The following is a 21,152-nucleotide window of genomic DNA, read 5'->3' as shown; positions in this document are numbered from 1 at the left end:
CATGCCTCCGACGGTTTACGGCATCGAATCTCTGAGCGACATAAGCCTGGATTCGGGCACGCGCCTCACCTTGACGGACGGACCGCTCGAGCTTGGATGGAAGCACTCCGGCATGACGGCCGACTTCATAGCGGAAGTCATGGCCTTAAGGTATTCGCGTTCGAAGAAAGAATATATGCAGGCGCATCATGACATCGGATACCTCAGCAACGAGCTGATCGAAAACGCCGTCAAGTTTCGACAGCCCGGTGAGATCCTCATTGAAGCCGGCATATCCGAGGGGAGCTTTTTGATACGGGTGAAGAACACCATCGACGGCGAGACAGCCTCGCGCTTTCAACAACTGTTGCAGCGCCTGCAATCGAAGGATCCCGGGGAACTTCTTCTTGAGCAAATCGAAATCAACGCCATATCGTCTGCAAATGGTTCGGGCTTGGGCTTGCTGACGCTTCTCAGCGATTACGACGCAAAAATGGCATGGGCATTCGAAGAGAATAATGATGAGCATATCATACTGACGACGACTGCGGCCGTGGCGATGCCGCCCTCCTCCAATCCGTGAGTGACGAATGGAAATCAGCGACGAAAACTTCCGTGTATGGGCGGAGCAAAACGAAGTCTATTTCGACGGCGTATTCCGGCTGGCCGGACCGGACGCCTATGCACCAATCTATTCATTGATCTCCGGCCTGCTCCACGACGGGCACAAGCAGGTGACGTTCAATCTCACGGGTCTCGAGTTCCTCAACTCCTCCGGCATCAATCTCCTGGCCAAGTTGACCATCGAAGCCAGAAAGATGGGCGACCTGCTGCTGGTCGTCAAAGGCACGCACCAATATCCCTGGCAAGCCAAATCCCTCCCAAACCTCAAGAAGCTGCATCCGCTTCTTGATTTGCGCTTAGCGTGAGTTGGGGGCGGCGCCTTAAGGCGGTGACCTCTCCCACCCTCATTCCTGTGCTCCTCGGGGCTTTGCCCGAGGGATGTCACAGGAATGCGGAAGAGACGTGGGTGCCGGCCATATTCTAGCGACCGCACCCCTGCCGCTCGATCAATCCTTCCGCGTCGACCCCGGGCTGGCCGCCCGCCCCGCGCTCCGTCATGCTCGGCCTTGAGCCGAGCATCCACACGACACCCACCGGCGCCGTGGCTTGGATCCTCGGCTCAAGGCCTGGGATGACGGAGAGTGGGGCTGGCTTTCTCGCCAAACTCGCGGGCCTGCAAAGCACGCAGCGTCTGGATTTATCAGGGCCGGCGCACCTCTCCACCTCGTCAAGTCAGCTTGGCCGGCTAATCTTCTAAGACCATAGCCGGGGCCCTGGACTGGACCTCAGTCCGATGTGCAATTCGCGATCCAGGTCTAATCTTCACAAATGCTTACGTCGTGAATACGCACGACGACTGTTGATCTGATCCGGAGGAAACGATGCGGATAGCAACCTTAGCGTCCCTGGCTGTGCTCTCGATGGCTCTTGCCGCAGGTCCGGTCACGATTGCCGGTATTGATATGGCCGCGCTGGCGAAGGACGGTGGAAACGGTGGTGGCAATGGCGGCGGCAACGGTGGGGGTAACGGCGGCGGCAATGGCGGCGGCAATGGAAACAGCGGCAGCCATGGCGGCGGCAACCACGACGGCGGCAACCACGGCAGCGGCAACCAGGGCAACGGCTCAGGCAATAGCGGCTCCAAATCCACAGGCATGAAAGGCAAGTCTTCCGAAGCGGAAGGCAAGTCCAAGTCGACAAAAACAGACAAGGTCGCCGCCACAAAGGAGAAAAACCTTTCGGCGCAGCTTGCGGGCCTGAACTCATTGAAGCGGAATTACAGGGCGTTGATGCATACGTCGGACCCACGCATGACGGCCATCTCGGCCTATGCCGTGGCTTATGCCCAGTATGAAATCGACAACGGAGTCGAGCCCTCAGCTGCTGACCCCCTGCTCGGGGACGCAGCGCTCGAGGACGCATTGGCTTCCGCAACGAAATCCGGCCAGGTAAGCCCGGCAGTCCTGGCTGAGGCCAAGACCATACTCGGCGTCGGCGATGCGAACGGCAAGATCGATCAGATCCGCAGCTCGCTGGAGAACGCCGCGCCGGCGACGTCAGACGAATAGCCACCAGTGGGTTGCGTGAGGTGCGCGGTTAATCGGTTATGCTGCGCACCAGACTATGAGAGCATTTCCGTCCTTGTTTAAGTAACGGAATGCTCTCTTTTTTTGCCAATTTGGCACCAAAGCCTCTTTGCTGGAACCGAACCTCTGAGCAATCGCCTGCAGTGCGATGCCCTGTCGGTCATCGCCGATACCGAAACCGGCAACGCATCTCCGGCAAAACCGTGCTTGCCTTCTGAAAGCGCAAGGGTCTGGCCTCGCCAACTTCCGCGGATTCGCCGCCAATACCGGACGTTGCGGTTGTCACATGGCTACTCTACGCTTGGTGTCAAAGCCGGGAGGCCGTTGAATGGCACAAGTGATTTTTCTGCACGGGGCATCGAGCAGCGGCAAATCGACCATTGCGAAGGCGCTCCAAAGGCGTATCGAGAAACCGTTCTGGCATATATCGATCGATCATCTGCGTGACGCCGGCGTGCTTCCCACCGAGCGCTTCAAAAACGGCGATTTCCGCTGGACTGACGCTCGGGCGGCCTTCTTTGACGGATTTCACGGATCGCTAAAGGCCTATGCTGACGCCGGCAATGATCTTATCCTCGAGCACATTCTGGACACCGAGGGGTGGCTGGAAACGCTTGCCGATCTTTTGGCAGAGCATGATGTCTTCTTCGCCGCGGTGCACTGCCCGATCGAGCTTTTGATTGATCGTGAGGCTGCCCGAGGTGACAGGCCGATAGGCAGCGCCAAGCGGGATTACGAGACGATACATATCGGAAAAAGATATGATATCGAATTGCAATCCGAAGACAGCACTGAGGCGAATGTCGAGAAGCTGCTGATCACATGGAGAACTGGCAACCGCTCATCAAGTTTCGTCGAAGTGAAGTCTGCTTAGCGTCAACGGTGGCCATCAGCCGAGTCGGCAACATCCTCGTCATGCAATATACGCCCCCTCACCGCCCATGAACTGGTATCGTGATCCGGGTGCTGGTTGTTGCTCTGCTTGATTGCCGCGGCCCACTCGGCGCCGTTGCTTTCGGTGGCACCGGTATTTTCTATGCCCGTGATCGTATCGAACCATGGGACCATGTTCTCGGTGCAGGTATTGGCATGTGGCGAGAAGGCATGCGGATCGTCAAGCGCACCGATCATCAGGTTGGTGCGGCCATTTTCGAGGTGGTGGAAAAACAACGGCGTGCCGCAATTGGCGCAAAAGCCACGCTCGACAAGCTGCGAGCTCTTCCAGATGCTGGGCTTGCCGCGTGTCCAGGTGAGCGCATCATCCGGCGCGGCGACGAGCGCGGCAAAGATATTGCCCGAGGCTTTCTGACACATGCGGCAATGGCAGAGATGCGAATTGTCGAACATGGCGGTGGCGTGGTAGCGCACGGCACCGCACTGGCAGCCGCCGCTGACCTGCATTTCGAGGCGTTTCATTTCTTCTCCTCCTTCACGAGGCGGATTGGGCTTAATCTCTTTTAGGTTGTTCTTTTTTGATCGTCCAGCGTCGGCGGCCGATGAATGCAGGAAGCGGCATTGCGGCGTGTTTCGAGGCTCCGCCCTCTCGGGCTGCGCACCTCAGCATGAGGAGGTTGGAGGGTGCCGCTTCGGGCGAGAACGGTGCCCCAACGCCCCTCATCCCTGTGGCCTCAGGGTTTTACCCGAGGGATGTCACAGGGATCCAGCGCGCCCAAGTCCTTGGGCGCAGGAGACTCGCATCTACCCCTAGCTTGAGTCAATCACGGCGCGGACGCGCCGTGGCTGGATTCCTGTGACGAGCACAGGAATGAGGGAGGAGAAGTAGCGCCCCGCAGGAGTAAGCGAGTACCTGCACGCTAAATTAATTCGCGTGCTGCAACACCAACTTCAGCGTAAGCAGTGTGCTGCTCGCACCTGGGTGAGAAAGCCGATTAGTCGCTATTGTTTGCCAGCAATAAGATTATGGGGTCCATACTGTACCGCGCGCGGGTAAACCCTCACCAGTCCGCCATCATATCTAGGGAGGGCGCATCGGAAGCGATTTTGTTGAGATTTTCTTGGGTGCAGTCGATGGGATATAGCCCTTCCGAAAGCTTTCGCCATGTGCATTCGCAATCAAGTTCGATTTCGCTAAGTGCTGTCACATATTCTGAAATTGAAGACGCCAACATGTTGGCTGGCTCCAATTGGCCATGCTGTGCGAAGTAGAACTGCTTTCCAATATTATCGAGCTTGTTTTTGATCGTTGCGTTCGGCGTGAGCATCGTCGCGACCATCGCGACCTGCAGGCAGTGATATCCGCCAAATTGGTGGTGCAACGCGATCCATTCACGATCATTCGAAAGCGGTGGAACGGTTTGCAAGAATGCCAAAACGGGCACCACATGTATGGCTCGGCGTTCCTCCTCCTCGGTCGGAAATTGGTGTAGCGAGACGACGTCGTCGCGGAAAAAGAGATCGCCTGTGTGCGAAAAGAGGTTCGACGGCAGGCTGCGCACCGGAACTTTTCCTTTATCGCGAAAGCGCGACAACACCTCTTCCGTAACAATCATAGTATCGACCTCACACCATCATACCTGAACCAATACGGTGAGAAAAACCTCTGGCTTCTGAGAAATCAGGGACTTCACTCATCTGCTAACCTCCACTCTCTGAAGTCGCTACCTCAAGCCGCCTTCTCAACCCCCGTCTCGCCCATCGCCTGCGGTTTCCCAAGCAGATAGCCCTGCGCCTCGTCGCACTGCTCTTCCAGAAGTGTATCGAGCTGCGCCTGGGTTTCCACGCCTTCGGCCAGCACCGGCACGTCAAGGCTGCGGCCGAGCGCCAGGATGGCGCGGACGATTGCCTTGGATTGGGCGTTGCTTTCGACCTCGGCCATGAAGCTCTTGTCGAGTTTGATCTTGTCGAAGGGGAAGGAGCGCAGCGTTTCCAGCGAGGAGTAGCCGCTGCCGAAATCGTCAATGGCGATCGAGACGCCGAGCGCCTTCATCTCCCGCATGGTGCCGAGCGCCTTGTCCTTGTCGATGATGATAGAGCTTTCGGTGATCTCGATTTCGAGGCGGCGCGGGTCGAGGCCGGTTTCGGAGAGGATGCCCGAAATGACGGCCGCCATGTCGGCATGGCCGAGCTGGACCGGCGAGAGGTTGACTGCGATCTTGTGGCTGTTGCTCCAGGTCGCGGCCTCCCGGCATGCTTCACGCAACACCCATTCGCCGATCGGCAGGATCGCGCCGCATTCCTCGGCAAGGCCGATGAAATCCATCGGCGGGATGTTGCCGCGTTCGGGGTGGCGCCAGCGAAGCAGAACCTCGTAGCCGATGATCTCTCCCGTCCGCACCGATTTCTGCACCTGATAATGCAGATGCAGCTCGTTGCGATCGATGCAGGCCCAGAGATCGTTGGCGAGCGCGCGGCGGCGGCGCGCGGTCTCGTCCATCGCAGCCTCGTAGAAACAGACCTTCTGCAGCAGCGATTGCTTGGCGCGGTACATGGCAAGATCGGCATTGGCGAGAAGCCCGTCGACGCTTTCTGCATCGCTCGGATAGATCGCCACACCGAGGCTGGCGCCGGTCTTGATCTCGAAGCCGTCGACGGAGATCAAACCGACCAGGGCGCTTTCCAGGCGCGCGATGAAATCATGGAGCGCGCTCAGATCGTCGAAGCGCTTGGTCGCGGCGAATTCGTCGCCGCCGAAGCGGGCGATGAATTCGCCCTCCAGTAGCACCTCGCCGAGACGCCGCGTCAGCTCGACAAGCACCAGGTCGCCGGTGCCGTGGCCGTGCTGGTCGTTGACCTCCTTGAACTTGTCGAGATCGATGCCGATGACCGCGACCTTGCCCCTCAGCCGATCCGCGACCATCATTTCCTCGGCGACCCGCTCGCCGAACTGCAGCCGGTTCGGCAGGCCGGTCAGCGCATCGTGCTTGGCGAGGAAGGCGACCTGCTCCTCGGATTTCACGCGATCGCTGATGTCTTCGAAGGTGACGACCCAGCCGCCATTCGGCAGGATGTTGACATTCTGCTGGATGGAGATGCCGCTCGGATATTTGTGAACCGCGCTGCCGGCCTCGCCCCGGATCAGCGCCATGTTCCTGATGTAATGGGCTTCGGCCCGCGCCGCCGCTTCCGCCGCGTCCTCGGTGTTGGCGGCATAGCCGATCTCGACGATCTGCCTGTAGCGCATGCCCGGACGCACCGCCCCTTCGGGAAACCGGAAGATTTCGAGATAGCGCTTGTTGCACAGCACCAGGCGCTCATCCCCATCGAACATGCAGATGCCCTGCCCCATGTTTTCGAGCGCGATATCGAGATTGCGGGTGACCTCCTCGATCCGGTCGGCATCCGCCTTCTGCTTGCTGTTGTCCTTGGTGATCTTGGCAAAGCCGATCAGTTGGCCGGCCTCGTCATGAATCGCATCGATGGCGACATGGGCCCAGAAGGAGGAGCCGTCCTTGCGGTAGCGCCAGCCCTGGGCTTCGAACTTGCCTTCCCGGCGGGCGGTTTCGAGCGCGCGTTGCGGCAGGCCTTTGCGGCGGTCCTCCTGGGAATAGAACAGCGAGAAATCCTTGCCGACGACCTCGTCGGCCATGTAACCCTTGACGCGCTCGGCGCCCGCATTCCAGTTGCTGACCTTGCCATCCGGATCGAGCATGTAGATGGCGTAGTCGGTCACGCCCTGGACGAGCAGCTTGAAGTTGCGTTCCGCCTTGGCGGTCTTAGCCTCCGAGCGCACGGCGAAGATGGCGGCGGCAAAACCGGCCGCCAGCAGCGAAAAAGTGACGGCGGCGATCGTTACCACCATCAGGGCAGGAGAAATCAGCGTCGCGGGATCGAGCGCTACCACGCCTGGCGTGACGGTGACGCCAGCCATCGCGGTGAAATGCAAGGCGACGACACCTGATGTCAACAGAAGTGTGGGCGCAAGCCCGCGCAAGATCGGCCGCTCGCCCCTGCCCGCAAACCGGAAGGCGGCGATCGAAAAGGCGATGCCCAGAACGATCGACGTCGTCACGAACTGCCTGTCCCACGAGATCTCTCCCGGGAATTTTATGGCCAGCATGCCGGTAAAATGCATCGAGGCGATGCCGACGCCGAAGAGCAAGCCCGCCAGAATATTCGCCATCCATCTGTCATAGGCGAGTTTCGCCGCAACCGCGCCCGTTATCGCGACGATCGCGACAGCAGCGAGACCAGCGTCAGCCCGGCATGATAGCCGACGACGACACCCGGATCATAGGCCAGCATGGCAACGAAATGCGTCGCCCAGATCCCGAAACCACCCGCCGCCCCCGCCGTCAGCAGCCATACCCACCGCGCAGCCGCCGCGGACGATGTCGCCCGATCGAGCAGGACCATCGCGCAATGGGTGGCGAGAAAGCAGATCAAACCCGCAAGCCCGACCAGCGCGAGATTATGCCGCTCGGTGATGCATGTCAGAACGGAGAACATGGAACGAGACCCTCGATGTGAGGGTGACGCTATGGGGCGGGCGCTTAAGGAAGGTTGAAGTGAAGGGGGCGGCGGGTGCGGAAATGCCGGTGTTTGGGAGGCTTGGGCGTGGGGTTGTGAGATTAGGGTTTATCGCGGGTGTCTTGGTATGGTGAATGGAGTTTCGACTGGACGCGGAGGGCGAGGCCCTGCGAAATATGGCTTGCCCTGCCCCACCGCGACAGGGTGTAGGTAGATCCGATACTTGTGCCCGAGACGACCCGATATCCGATCAACCCAGGGAACAGCCATCATTGGCAAAGGTTGTGCTGGGTCCGAACCCAATAGGCGTTGCATCCATCACAGCGGACGATCAAATCCATTAGTAAATCGCGTTTGACGGCGTGGAGCGGCTGAACAATTGATAAATTAGCCAAAATTAATTCTGAAAGCGATAAAAGACGGTGCTGTGAAAAGATGAACGACCCGATACACCCTGCACGCCAAATCCCGTTTCCCGACCTTATCGCTGGCTTGAAGCGAGCCCAAGGGCTTGGCCATGTCCATCGCCGTCCGAACGCAACCAGTACTTTGCAGCTCTACATCTATACGCCCCGGTGCGTATATGAGGATGGTTGGGATCAGTTTTCGCTGATCGCTCGCGGTCTCATTGTGGACGAGGGCGCTGGTCGGGTCGTAGCCACGCCGTTTCCGAAGTTTTTCAATGTCGGCGAGCGGCATGGCGAAGTACCCGATCTGCCGTTTGAGACGTTCGAAAAGCTCGATGGTAGTCTAATAATCGTGTTCAATGATGCTGGCCGTTGGCACGCAGCCACCAAAGGCGCGTTCGACTCCGAACAGGCACTATGGGCTCAAGCACGCTTGGATGCCCACGATCTCTCCAGTCTGTCGCCGGATACGACATATCTGTTCGAGGCGGTATATCCGGAAAACAGACTTGTCGTGCGATATGCGGAGCCTGCCATGGTGATGTTGGCGGCCTACCACGCTTCAGGTCTTGAAGTAACCTACGACGTGGTTCGAACGACCAGCCAAGCGTTGGGATGGCGTGCGGCCGAACGCCATGAGTTCGGGAGTATGGCGGACATGATGCTCCATACTGCAACACTCCCACGCGACAACGAGGGATTTGTCGTTAGATTCACAAATGGCTTGCGCCTCAAACTCAAAGGCTCCGAGTACCGTCGTATCCATGCGTTGATCTCACGCTGCACGCCATTGGCAATGTGGGAAGCAATGGCCGCTGGGGACGACATGGCCGCGATTCGTCGTGATTTGCCGGAAGAGTTTTGGAGCGATTTTGACAACATCGTACTCCTCCTGACAAAGGAATACGCGGCGATGGAAAGGAAGGTCGCTGAACTGGCAGCATCTGTCGCCCATCTTTCCGATAAAGAGTTGGGATTGTCGCTCAATTCACTGCCTGCTGACGTGGGTCCTTACGTTTTTGGCTTGCGAAAAGCAGGTGCAATCGTAGGCAAGTCCCGAGACGCGTTGATGCGTTCCATCAGACCCACTGGCAATGTGTTGCCAGGTTACCAGCCGTCATATGCCATGGGGCGTGTGATTGATGAGGCAACATCGTAGATTTGCAGCGTACAGTAGCTCTGGCGCGAATGTGGGATTGGAGAAGGCCTCGGCTGAGAGGTTCCTTCGGCTGTGACATTGAGGCAATGACGCGTTAAACAGCGGCATCAAGTGGAACGTGTGCTTTGCTCCAGAAGGCGTTCGAATTCCTCTGCGGCGGCTTTGTCATTGAACTCTCGATGAGGAAGCTTGATTGAGTAAAGATCAATTTGAACTGTGGCTGCCCTTCTGCGTCGTGGGCGGCATTTGCGCTTATTGCTGGTATTGGTGCATCACATTGATCTTTTTTTACCGCATGAACGGCTTCGATTTCAGCAAAGACTTCGGCCCCAAAGTCTATTGGGGACGTTTTGCACATGATCGCTTCTTCGTGAAGCCGAAAGCGAAGTTTTTTATCGCTATGCCTTTTGCGGTGGCGATAAGCTCTTTTTTGACGATATTTTTTGCTTTGGTCTGATGGGAATTATCAAACATTGTGTCGGTTGTGGACGGTAGCAGTTGGCGGATTATTGGAGAAGAATACGTATCTGCCGGTTCATGATCTGGATGAAGACAGCGGAGTGGATGGGACGGCTTGACCAAGATGGAGCAATTTCATCCAAGCACGGTGGTAGCGAACTTGGATGCGGGCAATCTGGTATGTCGACCTTTCTAAGAGGTTTATTGCTGCTGGTCGGAATAACTTTAGCGCCACCAGCCTTTGGCAATTGCTTAACCGCCAATGAGACCAAACAGGGCGTGCTGCTGACCAGAGAAGCGCCTTTCTATTCCGTATTCTACAAGCCCGACGGCCCGGGTCTCACCGAACAACGGCTGATGGAGCGCGACGGTTCACTGCAGCCGGTGTCGGCCGTATATCTGCACCCCTTGCTCGTCGAAAAGAGAGTGAGTGCCAGCGGGACGCATGAGCTGAAATACGCGAATGCGATTGCGTTGGACGATCTACCAGAGAAGAAGAACTGGCAATCCGGCACCACGCTTTTCATCAATGGCAAAAAATCCGATTCGGGCACGACTTTTATCAGGTTCGACGGCTTGGGAGAGGAAACGATTGCATCTTGTTCCTACAAAGTCTGGGCCATCAACAGCCGTCTGAAACTGGCGGAATTGCCTCCGATTATTTTCGAACAATACTATTCCCCCGAGCTTCATCTCGTTCTTCGTTCGGTGAGGTTGAGCAGCTCCAACCACCCGTTGAGCGAGGTTCGATTTGATCGGTTCCAAATTGGCTGGGGCAATTAGGGGGACATTGTGTTGGCTTTATTATCCCAGAAAGCCCGCTGGTGATCGCCAGCAAGGGGCTGCTTGGAGGCCGTTTGCAGACTGACAGCTTCCGGGTGCAATCGTAGGTTAACTGCCCGTTGAATTAACGCGGCCCTGATTGCCATGTTACGATGTCCGGACGGCCTCGCTTCCGAGTGCCGCCGGACGACCACTTACAGCATCGACATCTGGCCGGCATCGCACCGCGCCGAGCTAGAGCATGTATATCGTGTATTGCGCGTGGACCCAGCCATCGGCCCGGGCCGCCAGCAGGAGGTCGTGATCGGTCGCCAGGATATCGACGGGATTGGCCCATCCCTGCACATGCGCGCCACCGCCCATCGCCAGGGTCGCGACACCGCCAATCGTGTCGTGCCCGCCGACCGCAGCGCTCAGGTCGACATCGCCTCGTTGCAACTGCGCCTTCAGCACGCCGGTCAGCGTCACGCTGTCGCCGCCGCCCAGATCGATCACGGCATTGCCGCCGACATCGGTCGTCGCCGCCAGGACCGCGTTGGGTCGGGCTAGCACTGCTCGACCTGCTCCACACCTGGGTGACCGGCCAGCTGCATCGCACGACGCGCGAGAACATGACCTATTACACCGCCGAGGAGTCCTTCTCGCCGTTGATCGCGCATTTGCGGGTAGTGACCGCGCGAGTATCGCGGCGCGAACGCCAGGCATTGCTCTGCGCGCCGACCCATCAGGGCGGCTGGATCGGCCCGCTGGCATGGGTCGATCGCCTGCACGCGCTCCAGTCAGCAGGACTGGCCGAGAGCATGGATTTCCGCCTGTTCGCTGTTGCGGCTGGCGCCCGATCATCGGACAGAGGCGCGCGCAGGGCTGGCAGGACTGGCCGAGCCGCTGCGGCGGATCGCGAACTTCGCGCTTGGCGGGGACGACGCCCCGAACCGCGGCGACCATGCGGCCTGGATCACCGCGGCGCGGTGCCGTGGGCCGCTCGCCAACTGGAGTGAGGCCTTGGGGCGCGAAGACGTATGGCTGCTCATGGCATGTTTTGCGCACCCTCCTTGCCTCCCTTGAGCGCACGCGGACCACATTGAACGGCCGCAAAGCCGCCATATAGCGCCGATACGTCGTACTCATCGCCGCAGGACGAGTGGACCGGCAGCGCTTTGTTCACTTCGCCGCGGCAGTTGAAACGAGCGACCCATGTTAATTCTCGATCTGATTCTGCTCACGGTGGTGCTGATTTTGGCCGGCTGGCGATTGTTCGCTCCAGCAGCGCAGCCCTCGGTGCGGATCGCCGGCGTCGGACTGGGTTTTGTGGTCGCGGTCGCCCAATGGCTCCTTTGCGGATTCACATGGCAAGGCCTGCCAGCCTATCTCCTCCTGGCGCTTTGCGCGCTGCCGCCGCTGCGGAACGGCCGCGTGCTACGTTGGACCGGTCGTCTGAGCTTCTGTGGGATCGCCGCCCTATCCGTCGGCGTCTGGAATTTGCCTGCGGTCCCGACCTTGCCGCGCCCCGACGGGCGCTACGCCGTCGGCACCGAAATCTACCGGTGGACAGATATCTCCAGGGACGAGCCTCACACAGTCGACCCGACCGACCGTCGCAGCGTGATCGCCCAAGCGTGGTATCCCGCAGTCCGCCGTGAAACACCCCAGAGTGGGGCGCGTTTGGCTTATATCGACGGCATCGGCCGCTTGCCTGCCAAGGTCAGCGGAATGCCAAGCTTTCTGATGCGCCGCTACGGCCAGATCGACACCAATGCCGAACCCTATGCGCCGCTGGCTCCCGGCAAGCAGCCATGGCCAGTGGTAATCTTCTCGCCCGGCTATGGTGCGCCCCGTGCGGCGTATACCGGTCTGGCGACTCAGCTCGCCAGTCGCGGTTTTGTAGTCTTCGTGTTGGATCATCCGTATGAATCGGCGGCGACCGAGCTTCCCGACGGACGAGTCGTCGGAACCAGGGAAATTCTTCTGCCGGGCGAACGGAGCCACATCCCCTATATGGTTCGCGAGCAGGTCAGAAGGACCGCCGACTTACGGTTCGTCATCGACCAGCTCGCGCGTCCCGAGGCACTCTCTTCGCCGTTGCGCGGCAGGGTCAACGCCGCGAAGGTCGCTGTGATCGGTCACTCGTTCGGTGGGGCGGCTGCGATCGAGGCCATGAGCGAGGATCCTCGCGTCGTAGCTGCCGCCAATATCGATGGCACGCCTTATGGGGATCTGCCCGATCGTCAGCTCACACGGCCCTTCCTGTTGCTGCAGAGCGACTATGCCGAGACGCATCACAGCACGTTCTTTCTCAACGGTAACGGAAAACTGCTCGCCAATACCACCGCGCCCGCGTTTCGCTACGAGATCAGGCGGGCCAACCATTTCGGCTTCACCGACGCGTATTTCTATCTCGCACCACCCGGCCGCTGGTTATTGGCGCAGGCGATGGGCGGCGCGCGGGGACCCGCTGAGACTCAGCGGGCCGTGGCGGATATCCTGGCTGCCTTTCTCAGCGAACCCCTGACTGGCACGGCATCCGACCTGGCCGAGACGGCCGCCCGTTACGAAGACGTGTCGGGCGGCGCGGTAAAGCGCAAGGGCGGTGCCTCGGTGCCGGCAGCGGCCGGCTAACACGGTCATGTTGCGGATGTCCCGCGCAGGCTATTCAGGGCGTCTGCTTTTGGGAGACTTTCTCCGAGAGGGAAAACGGCCGAGTTTAGGGCGCAAAGCAGCCTCGGCTCTCAATAATGAGATACTCGGAGCCAACAGTTGCCGCCGGTTGAAATCGACGAATTCCATCAGATCCCAATGCTATTTCGATTTGATCTACCACCGGAGCTATAACTCTCTACAGACATTCGCGCATCAAGAACGCGCGCGACACCGTTCTTCATGGTTGGCGCCGCCCCGCCCCCTCACCCCTCCAACTCCACAATTGCACAACCATACCCCGCGAGCTCCAGCCTCCCCGCCACCGGCCTCTCCTCATCCAGCAAATCCCGCCCGGCAGGCACCCCACCCACCGTCACAGCCTGATCCATATAATTCTGCACAAACAGCAGCCGCCGCTCGTCGTTCATCCGCATCGTCACCTCCACACCTTCCGGCAGCTCGCCGACCAGCGGCTCGATGCCGGCGGGTGCGAACAGCCGCTCCGTCAGCGCCTCGGTCAAATCAGGCGTGAGGTAAGTGCCGAGATAGACCACCTGCCCCTTGCCGATCTTGCGGGAGGTCGCCATCGGCTGGCCTTCGGCGTAGCGGTTGGACCAGGCGGCGATCACCTCGACATCGGGGGCGATAGTGAGGTTTTCGTAGAAATGGCCGGCGGCCATTTCGCGGTCGCCGATCTTGAAGCGGCGGACGCGGCGGTGGCTTTCGGCCGGCTTGTTCGGCGGGATGACAAGGCCGCCGGAGCGCTCCATCACGTCGAAGAGGCCGTTGGCGCCCGGGGCTGCGAGACGGCCGAAATCTTCGACGCGCACGCCGGTTAGTCTGGAAAGCGCGGTGCCGGGCGCGGTTTCTCGGATGACATGGTTGTCTTCGTTGCGGGTGCCGGTGCGCGCGCCGATCACGACGGTGCCGCCGGATGCGGCGAAGGCTTCGAGCCTCGCCGTCCATTCGTCCTTCCACATCACCCAATGGGGGATATAGAAGAGTTTCAGCCTGGAAAGATCGTCCTCCGGATGGATGAAGCCGCAGGCGATGCCCCTGTCATAGCAGTGCTGATGCAGCAGGATCGCATCGTCCTGCGGGCTCGGCAGGCCGATCGGATAGGTCTTGTGGGCCTCCTGATTGTCGAAATCGGAGCCGGCGATGCCGACATCCATGCGGACATAGGTGCCGAGGATCTTCGGCTGCAGCGCCGTCATCTCGGTCGCGAAGCGCATGGCCTCTTCATAACGATGGCGGCCGATATCGTCATGGTCGATGAGGCCCATCCAATAGATCTCGGCGCCGAAATGGGCCGGGCGCCAGCGGAAGAACATCAACCCGTCCGCACCGTGGGCAACCGAGGAGAGCGCCATGCGGCGCAGTTCGCCCGGCTCCGGCGTCAGCGTGCAAAAGCCCGGCTGGCTGCCGAAGCCCGATTGCTGCTCGGGCACGATGTAATTGCCGGAGAAGCCGCGGCAGATATCGAGGTGCAGCGCCTGCACCTTGGCGTGGTTGCCGAGCCGCATGAACTCGTCATAGAGCATCGGATAGATGTCGTAGCCGACGAAATCGAGATCCTTGCTGAACTGGCCGCGGAAATCGATATCCCTGAGGCCGCCGAGATTGTGGAAGACGAACCAGGAGGATTTGACCGCGCGCAGGATCTCGACCTGATCGTGCTGGAAGCGCGCCGTCGAAAAGGCGAGGAAGCGATGATAATCCTGCAGATGGCCGGGGCTCGGGAAGGTCGGGCCGAATTCGATCGGCAGCACCACCTGGTCGAAACTGTCATAGGCCGTCGCCCAGAAATCGCCGCCCCAGGCGGCGTTGAGCTTTGATATCTCGCGGTATTTATCGGCGAGGAAGGCCTGGAATTCGCTGAGCGTCGCCTGCGAAAAGCTCTCCGGCATGCTGGTGTTCAGCTCATTGTCGGTCTGCCATCCCACAACATGGGGATTGCCGCGGTAATGCTCGGCCATCGCCCGGGTGATGCGCTTACTGTGCTCGCGGAGGACGGGGCTTGCCGTGTCGCAGTGCTGGCGCGAGCCGTGGCTCATCGGCCGGCCCTTGCCATCGACCCTTAAAATTTCAGGGTGCGCTGCCGTCAGCCAGCGCGGCGGGGTCGCGGTCGGCGTGCACATGATCGTATCGATGCCGTGGCGCCCGAGGATTGCTATGGCGCGGTCGAAGAGATCGAAATCATAGGTGCCGAGCCTGGGTTCGAGAATGTGCCAGGCGAATTCGGCCATGCGCACGACATTGAAGCCGGCTTTCGCCATGCGCTCGGCATCGCGCTCCCAATAGCTTTCATCGACATGCTCGGGATAATGCGGCACGCCGACCAGGAAGCGGTCAGTCTTGACGGGGTTCCATGCGGAGAGGGTCTTGTCGGACACGGTTGCGGTTTCCTGTGATTATCTGTCGAGGATGGTTTTGCGGGCGCTGAGCGTGCGTCCGCCATCGGATGAAAAGAGATAGAGTTCCCGGGCGTCGAGCTTCAGCGCGACGTTCTGTTCGGCGGTAAAGGGCGCGACGTAGCTGAGCTGCACCGTGATATTGCCGGTGCCGCTCTCCGAGGCGATGGTGCTGAGATTGCCGGCATCGACATAGAGGATGGTTCGCGGCCGAGATGCTCGACGAGCCGGACCTGGCCGTGGATCGCCCCGCCCTCGCCGCCATCGGCGACCATCGATATGTTTTCCGGCCGGACGCCGAGCGTCATGCTGGCGCCTTTCGGCAGCGCCGTCGCCTCCGCCAGTTCCACCGTCACCGGCACGAGGCCCGGGGCGGAGACCATGACATTGCGGCCGGAGACGCCATCGACGGTGACGCCGAGGAAATTCATGCGCGGCGCGCCGAGGAAACCGGCGACGAAGAGATTGTCGGGGTTGCGGTAGAGCTCCAGCGGCGAGCCGACCTGCTCGATGATCCCCTGGTTCAAGACGACGATGCGGCTTGCCATGGTCATCGCCTCCACCTGGTCGTGGGTGACATAGACCATGGTGGCGCCGAGTTCGGCATGCAGGCTGCTGAGCTCGACACGCATCTGGGTTCTGAGCGCCGCATCGAGGTTGGACAGCGGCTCGTCGAACAGGAAGACCTCGGGCGAGCGGGTGATCGCCCGGCCGATCGCCACGCGCTGGCGCTGGCCGCCGGAAAGCTGCTTCGGCCGCTTGTCGAGCTGGTCGGCAATCCTGAGGATTTTGGCGGCGCGCGCCACCGCCGCCTCGATCTCGGCCTTCGGGCGCTTGGCCATCCTGAGCCCGAAGCCCATATTCTCCGCCACCGTCATGTGCGGATAGAGCGCGTAGGACTGGAAGACCATGGCGATGCCGCGATCGCCCGGCTCCTGTTTGCTGACGTCGCGGCCGTTGATCAGGATCTGGCCGGAGGAAATCTGCTCCAGGCCGGCGATCGATTTCAGCAGCGTGGACTTGCCGCAGCCGGAGGGACCGACCATGACGATGAACTCGCCTTGCGCGACCGAAAGGTCGATGCCGCGCAGCGCATGATAGGCGCCATAGTTCTTGTTGATCTCACGGAGTTCGAGACTGGTCATGTCTGGCTCTCTTCTGTTGAAACTTGAGACTGCCGATTGTTCATCCCTTCACCGCCCCCATGGTCAGGCCGGCGATGAAGTGCCGCTGCATCAGGAAGAACATCACAACGGGCGGCACGGCGACGACGATGGTGCCTGCGGAAATCAGGTTCCAGGCCGAGACCCATTCGCCGCGAAGATTGGCCAGGCCTGCCGTGACCGGCTTGACGCTGTCGCTGACGGTCAGCACCACCGCCCAGAAATAATCGTTCCAGATGAAGGTGAAGATCAGGATGGCAAGGGCAGCGAGTGCCGGCCGCACCAGCGGGATCGCCACATGGATGAGCGTCTGGAAGGGAGAGGCACCCTCGGCCCGGGCCGCCTGGAACAATTCATCCGGCAGTGCGGCGATGAAATTGCGCATGAACAGCGTCGCAAAGCCGGTCTGGAAGGCGACGTGAAAGATGATCAGCGCCGCGGTGGTATCGATCAGATCCAACTGCACCATCAGGTCGCGCACCGGGATCATCATGATTTGATGCGGCAGGAAATTGCCGCCGACGAACAGCGCAAAGATCAGCATATTGCCGCGAAAGCGGTAGCGCGACAGCACGTAGCCGGCGAGTGTCGAGAGCGCCAGCACGCCGATCACCGAGGGAATGGTGATGATCAGGCTGTTGAGGAAGTAGCGGGCCATCGGCGTCTGCGTGAAGACATCGGTATAATTGACGATGACGCCGATGCCGGTCGGCCATCCCCACAGATTGCCGCCCATGACATCCTCGGTGGTGCGGAAGGAGGTGAGAATGATGGCAAACAGGGGGCAGAGCCAGAGCAGCAGCACGATGACAACGGCGAGCACATAGAGGCGGCGCTGCCAGATGGCGGTCTCGGGAATGGGACGAGGATACATCAGCCTCCCCTCTCTTCGGTGCGGATGATGCGGCTGAGATACCAGACGATGAAGGCGGACATGATCACGAACAGCACGGAGGCGATCGCCGCGCCATAGCCGAAGCGGTAGGAGAAGATCGATTGTTCATACATCTGGTAGGCGAGAACAGAGGAGGAGCCGAACGGCCCGCCATTCGTCATGACCGACACCATGTCGAAGGAGCGCAGGGCCCCAACGACGGTGACGGCAATGGCAATGAAGGTCACCTGGGTCAGTTGCGGCAGCACGATGTGCCAGAGCATGTTCCAGCCGCGCGCCCCATCGACACGGCCGGCGCCGATCAGCTCTTCGCTCAAATTGTTGAGGCCGGCGAGATAGAGCACCATGCAGAAGGTGACCTGCGGCCAGAGAGCGGCGATGACGATGGCGAAGGTGACGAAATGCTCGTCGGAAAGAACCGCCGGCGCCGTCGCCCCGAAGGCCTTGAAAATCAGCGCCAGCAGCCCGAACTCCGGCGTATAGACCCAGGTGAAGACGACCCCGACGGTGACCGAGGCGAGCACCAGCGGAATGAAGAACAGCGACTTCAGGAAGCGCATGCCGCGAATTTTCTGATTGACCAGCAGCGCGATGGCGAGCCCGATCGGCGGTGCTGCCATGAACATCACAAGCCAGATCAGGTTGTTCTTCAGCGACACGTAGAATTGCGGATCGTTATAGAGCTCGACGTAATTGCCGAGCCCGATCCACACCATCGGCCCGAAGCCATCCCACTCGTGCAGGCTGATCCAGACGCTGCGCACCGCCGACAGCAGGATGACGGTGGAAAACAGCAGGATTGCCGGTGCGATGAGCAAGGTCGGGGTCAGCCACCACCGCTGGCGGCGCCATAATGTCTGCATTTGGAAAACCTCGTCGTGACAGAAGCAGGCATGCCTGCTCCGGCTGCCCGGGCATCAAGCCTTTTCCCCGGGGAGTGGAGACGTGCCCCACTCCCCGGGACAGGAGCAGATCGACCTGCCCCTCTGGGAGAGCCCCTAGATTTTGTAAATCCGCTTCCGCGTGCCCTCGAGCCGCGTGAGGATCGCCTTGCGCCGATCCGGCTTGGCCATGAACTCCTGGAAGCCGACGAGGCCGGCCTGGGCCATGTCGGGGTCGCTGTCGCGGTCGTAATATTGCGAGGTGCCCTGCACCGTCTTCATCGTCTCGACGGCGATATTGACGAGCGGATCCTTACTCGCAGGCAGGTCGTTGCGCGGCGGCACGTTGCCGCCCGGCTCGAGATAAGTGGCCAGGTTTTCCGGGCGATAGAAATAGGCGAGGAATTCGCGGGCGCCCTGCTTGTTCTTGGCCTTGGCGGGAATGTGGATCGAATTGACCGAAAACTCCTCGAAATGGCCGACCTTGGCGTCGAGCACCGGGAAGGTCGCGTAAGCCACCTGCGGCAGGTCCGCTTCGGTGAAGGCCGAACGCAGGAAGGCGCCGAGGTTCATCATGCCGGCTTTCTTCTGCGCCAGCAGGGCTGCGGCCTCCTGCCAGCCGAAAGAGGTGTGGTTGGGCGTGAAGAAGCCCTTTGAAATCATCGCTTCCCACTGGTCGAAGACCGGGGTGAGCGCCGGATCGAGGTAGCTCATTTCGCCGTTCATCAGCGCCATATGCTTGTCGAGACCATTGATGCGCAGGTTCATCTGGTCGAACCAGCCGGCCGCCGGCCACAATTCCTTGGTGCCCATCGCAACCGGGGTGATCCCGGCCGCCTTGCACTTGTCGCCATAGGCCATGAATTCCTCGGCGGTCTTCGGCACCGTCAGGCCATGCTGCTCGAACACATCCTTGCGGTAGAACATGCCCCAGAGCGTGCCGCCGGTGGGCAGGCCGTATTGTTTGCCGTCTTCGGTGACGGCGCCGATGGTCGCGCCGAGCACGTCCTTGTATTTCTCCTTCTCGACGAGATCGGAGATATCGTCGAACAGGCCGCGCTTGACGAAGGCGCGCATGCGGTTGCCGGAAAACCAGGAGCAGACGTCAGGGGCGCCGGCGACGAGATAGTTGCGGATCGCCGTCTTGTGGGCCTCATGGTCCATATTGTTGATGACGACTTTGACGCCGGCTTCCTTGCTGAAGCCCGCGGCAATCGCCCTCAGCGCGTCGAGCGCGGCTGCATTGTTTTCGTCGGAGATCATCGTGACCTCCTGCGCCTGCGCGATCGCCGGGATCGGGAAGCTGCCGGTGACGGCGGCTGCGGAAACCAGGCCCGCGCCCTTCAGGAAGCGCCTGCGGGTGGTCGACGGAAATTGCTTCAAAAATGTCATTGAGTTCCTCCCAGTTGATCGATCGACATCTCCCGACCGCCGCCTCCTCCATGAAACGACCGACCAGGTTTTCAACGCGGCGATCACCCGCAATTCCGGCGATAATCCGCCTGGCTGAGTTGATCCGCGGCCGAACTTATGCATAGATCTTTGCAGCCCGCAATAATTAATTTACAAAATTAAGGAATGCATCGTGAAGCTCAAAGGCGACCAGACCACGGCGCGAGCCATGAACCGACGCCTCATCCTCAACCTGCTCCGGCGCGAGGGGCCGAGAAGCCGCGCCGACATCGCGACGGTGATTGGCCTCAGCCCGGCCGCCGTCACCTTTGTTATTTCAGACCTGCTGGAGGAAGGCATCGTCATCGAGGGACAGTCGGTGCCGGGGCTCGCCGGCCGCCGGCCGATCCCGGTCGAGATCAATTACGAGCATGCGCTCGCCATCGGCTTCAAGCTGATGGTGGATTCGCTGGAGTGCGTGGCAACCGACCTCGCCACCAACCCGGTCGCCGCCATGCGGGTCAGCCTTACCGGTCACGACCCGGATTATGTTGCCGACCTCCTGGCTAGCACAGTGCCCGAACTGCTGAAGCTCGCCGGCCGGCCGAAGGCGAAACTGGCCGGCATCGGCATCTCCATGCCCGGCGTCATCAATCACGAACAGACGGCCTGCGTGCGCAGCCACCGCTTCAGCTGGAACAACGTGCCCCTCGCCGCGCTGCTGGCTGCCCGCGTCCATGTGCCGGTCTGGCTGGAAGACGACACTAACGCCTATGCCATCGCCCAGCAGCTCTTCGGCCTCGGCCGCCAGCACCGCAACATGGCGGTGCTCGCCGTCGGCGTCGGCATCAGCTGCGCGCTCGTCATCGACGGCAAGCTCTATCGCGGCGCCAATGGTGCCGCCGGTAAATTCGGCCACACGCTGTTCGAGGAGAACGGCCGGCTCTGCGAATGCGGCAAACGCGGCTGTCTGATGGCCTATCACTCGGAACTGTCGATGCTGCGCCGCTGGCGCGAAGCGACCGGCCGCGGCGAGGAACTCGGCCTGCCCCAACTCCGCGAAGCCCTCGCCGCAGGCGACGCCACCGCCACCGCCCTCGTCGGAGATTCCGGCCGCGGCATCGGCACGGCGCTGGCCAATCTCGTCAACATCACCGACCCCGAAGTCATCGTCGCCGGCGGCGAAGCCGTCTCGCTCGGCGAGCCTTTCCTGACGCCGCTGCGCGAAGCGCTTTCCGCCCGAACCTTCCGCACCGCCCCGCCGCTGCTGCCCGATTGGGAGGACAATTCCTGGGCCCGCGGCGCGGCGGCGCTGGTGACGCAGAAGATCTTCGACTTCGAGTCATCGGGCGGGGTGACGGATATTGCGACGCTTGACGTGAGGGGTTCGACGTCGGCGGCTTGAT

The 21,152-nt window shown here is 60.6% G+C and carries 17 protein-coding genes and 3 pseudogenes; 10 read left to right on the top strand and 10 right to left on the bottom strand.

The features are described 5' to 3' along the window. Nucleotide 1 precedes the first annotated feature (1 nt). The 4 genes from FFM81_RS07940 (at nt 2) to FFM81_RS07925 (ending at nt 3,003) form a co-directional block, all read left to right on the top strand. The gene (locus FFM81_RS07940) at nt 2-562 is read left to right on the top strand and encodes a slr1658 superfamily regulator (RefSeq protein ID WP_003564561.1); all 561 of its coding nucleotides are present in this window, start codon (nt 2-4) and stop codon (nt 560-562) included. A gap of 7 nt (nt 563-569) precedes the next feature. After that, nucleotides 570-908: a slr1659 superfamily regulator gene (locus FFM81_RS07935; protein WP_003564563.1), complete on the top strand. Its 339-nt coding sequence runs from the start codon at nt 570-572 to the stop codon at nt 906-908. Between the two features lie 516 nt (nt 909-1,424). Continuing rightward, nucleotides 1,425-2,111 carry a hypothetical protein gene (locus FFM81_RS07930; RefSeq protein ID WP_025416513.1) on the top strand — a complete coding sequence of 229 codons (687 nt, stop codon included), beginning with the start codon at nt 1,425-1,427 and terminating at the stop codon, nt 2,109-2,111. 346 nt (nt 2,112-2,457) lie between these two features. Beyond that, nucleotides 2,458-3,003, top strand: coding sequence for a chloramphenicol phosphotransferase CPT family protein (locus tag FFM81_RS07925; protein WP_097537450.1), 546 nt, complete (start codon nt 2,458-2,460; stop codon nt 3,001-3,003). Between the two features lie 2 nt (nt 3,004-3,005). On the opposite strand, the gene FFM81_RS07920 is transcribed toward FFM81_RS07925, so the two are convergent. The 4 genes and pseudogenes from FFM81_RS07920 to FFM81_RS33320 all read right to left on the bottom strand — a co-directional run. Beyond that, complete coding sequence (locus FFM81_RS07920; protein ID WP_097537449.1) at nt 3,006-3,545, bottom strand: GFA family protein; 540 nt, start codon at nt 3,543-3,545, stop codon at nt 3,006-3,008. 539 nt (nt 3,546-4,084) lie between these two features. Further along, complete coding sequence (locus tag FFM81_RS07915) at nt 4,085-4,639, bottom strand: hypothetical protein (protein WP_133118218.1); 555 nt, start codon at nt 4,637-4,639, stop codon at nt 4,085-4,087. 113 nt (nt 4,640-4,752) lie between these two features. After that, nucleotides 4,753-7,535 (bottom strand): annotated as a pseudogene (locus tag FFM81_RS07910) (bifunctional diguanylate cyclase/phosphodiesterase). A gap of 174 nt (nt 7,536-7,709) precedes the next feature. Continuing rightward, nucleotides 7,710-7,781: pseudogene (locus FFM81_RS33320) on the bottom strand (dihydrofolate reductase family protein); the annotation flags it as partial. 210 nt (nt 7,782-7,991) lie between these two features. Here FFM81_RS33320 and FFM81_RS07905 point away from each other — a divergent pair. The 3 genes from FFM81_RS07905 to FFM81_RS07895 all read left to right on the top strand — a co-directional run bounded on the left by FFM81_RS07905 (nt 7,992) and on the right by FFM81_RS07895 (nt 10,364). Beyond that, nucleotides 7,992-9,122, top strand: coding sequence for an RNA ligase (locus tag FFM81_RS07905; protein WP_097537463.1), 1,131 nt, complete (start codon nt 7,992-7,994; stop codon nt 9,120-9,122). A 193-nt stretch (nt 9,123-9,315) separates the two neighbouring features. Continuing rightward, nucleotides 9,316-9,579: a hypothetical protein gene (locus FFM81_RS07900; protein ID WP_244597458.1), complete on the top strand. Its 264-nt coding sequence runs from the start codon at nt 9,316-9,318 to the stop codon at nt 9,577-9,579. Between the two features lie 182 nt (nt 9,580-9,761). Further along, nucleotides 9,762-10,364: a hypothetical protein gene (locus FFM81_RS07895; RefSeq protein ID WP_097537466.1), complete on the top strand. Its 603-nt coding sequence runs from the start codon at nt 9,762-9,764 to the stop codon at nt 10,362-10,364. A gap of 234 nt (nt 10,365-10,598) precedes the next feature. Here the strand turns inward: FFM81_RS07895 and FFM81_RS07890 are convergent, their stop codons facing one another. Beyond that, complete coding sequence (locus FFM81_RS07890) at nt 10,599-10,916, bottom strand: hypothetical protein (RefSeq protein WP_025416518.1); 318 nt, start codon at nt 10,914-10,916, stop codon at nt 10,599-10,601. A 59-nt stretch (nt 10,917-10,975) separates the two neighbouring features. Between FFM81_RS07890 and FFM81_RS07885 the strand changes: the two genes are divergently transcribed. Both FFM81_RS07885 and FFM81_RS07880 read left to right on the top strand, forming a co-directional pair. Then, a complete protein-coding gene (locus FFM81_RS07885; protein WP_133118216.1) occupies nt 10,976-11,362 on the top strand; it encodes a DUF7824 domain-containing protein in 387 nt (128 codons plus the stop codon). Between the two features lie 196 nt (nt 11,363-11,558). Then, nucleotides 11,559-12,980 (top strand): alpha/beta hydrolase family protein, encoded by a 1,422-nt coding sequence (locus tag FFM81_RS07880; protein ID WP_025416519.1) that lies wholly within the window; start codon nt 11,559-11,561, stop codon nt 12,978-12,980. 284 nt (nt 12,981-13,264) lie between these two features. Here FFM81_RS07880 and FFM81_RS07875 read toward each other — a convergent pair whose 3' ends face one another. From FFM81_RS07875 to FFM81_RS07855, 5 genes and pseudogenes are all read right to left on the bottom strand, one after another. Continuing rightward, nucleotides 13,265-15,397, bottom strand: a complete 2,133-nt coding sequence (locus FFM81_RS07875; protein ID WP_138385772.1) for a beta-galactosidase — start codon at nt 15,395-15,397, stop codon at nt 13,265-13,267. Nucleotides 15,398-15,415: 18 nt separating this feature from the next. Then, a pseudogene (locus tag FFM81_RS07870) lies at nt 15,416-16,560 on the bottom strand (ABC transporter ATP-binding protein). A gap of 40 nt (nt 16,561-16,600) precedes the next feature. After that, nucleotides 16,601-17,452, bottom strand: coding sequence for a carbohydrate ABC transporter permease (locus FFM81_RS07865; RefSeq protein ID WP_138385771.1), 852 nt, complete (start codon nt 17,450-17,452; stop codon nt 16,601-16,603). Then, nucleotides 17,452-18,336: a carbohydrate ABC transporter permease gene (locus FFM81_RS07860; protein WP_025416523.1), complete on the bottom strand. Its 885-nt coding sequence runs from the start codon at nt 18,334-18,336 to the stop codon at nt 17,452-17,454. Before FFM81_RS07860 ends, FFM81_RS07865 begins: the two co-directional genes overlap by 1 nt. Before the next feature lie 135 nt (nt 18,337-18,471). Next, entirely contained in the window at nt 18,472-19,746 is a 1,275-nt protein-coding gene (locus tag FFM81_RS07855; RefSeq protein WP_138385770.1) for an ABC transporter substrate-binding protein, read from the bottom strand. Nucleotides 19,747-19,939: 193 nt separating this feature from the next. Here FFM81_RS07855 and FFM81_RS07850 point away from each other — a divergent pair, with 193 nt between their 5' ends. Further along, nucleotides 19,940-21,151, top strand: coding sequence for an ROK family protein (locus FFM81_RS07850; protein ID WP_138385769.1), 1,212 nt, complete (start codon nt 19,940-19,942; stop codon nt 21,149-21,151). The last annotated feature ends 1 nt before the right edge of the window (nt 21,152 follow it).

It is taken from the genome of Rhizobium hidalgonense (assembly GCF_005862185.2).
GTDB classification, from domain to species: Bacteria; Pseudomonadota; Alphaproteobacteria; order Rhizobiales; family Rhizobiaceae; genus Rhizobium; species Rhizobium hidalgonense.
The sequence above is the reverse complement of the archived record's forward strand: the minus strand, read 5'-3'. Positions and strand labels throughout refer to the sequence as shown.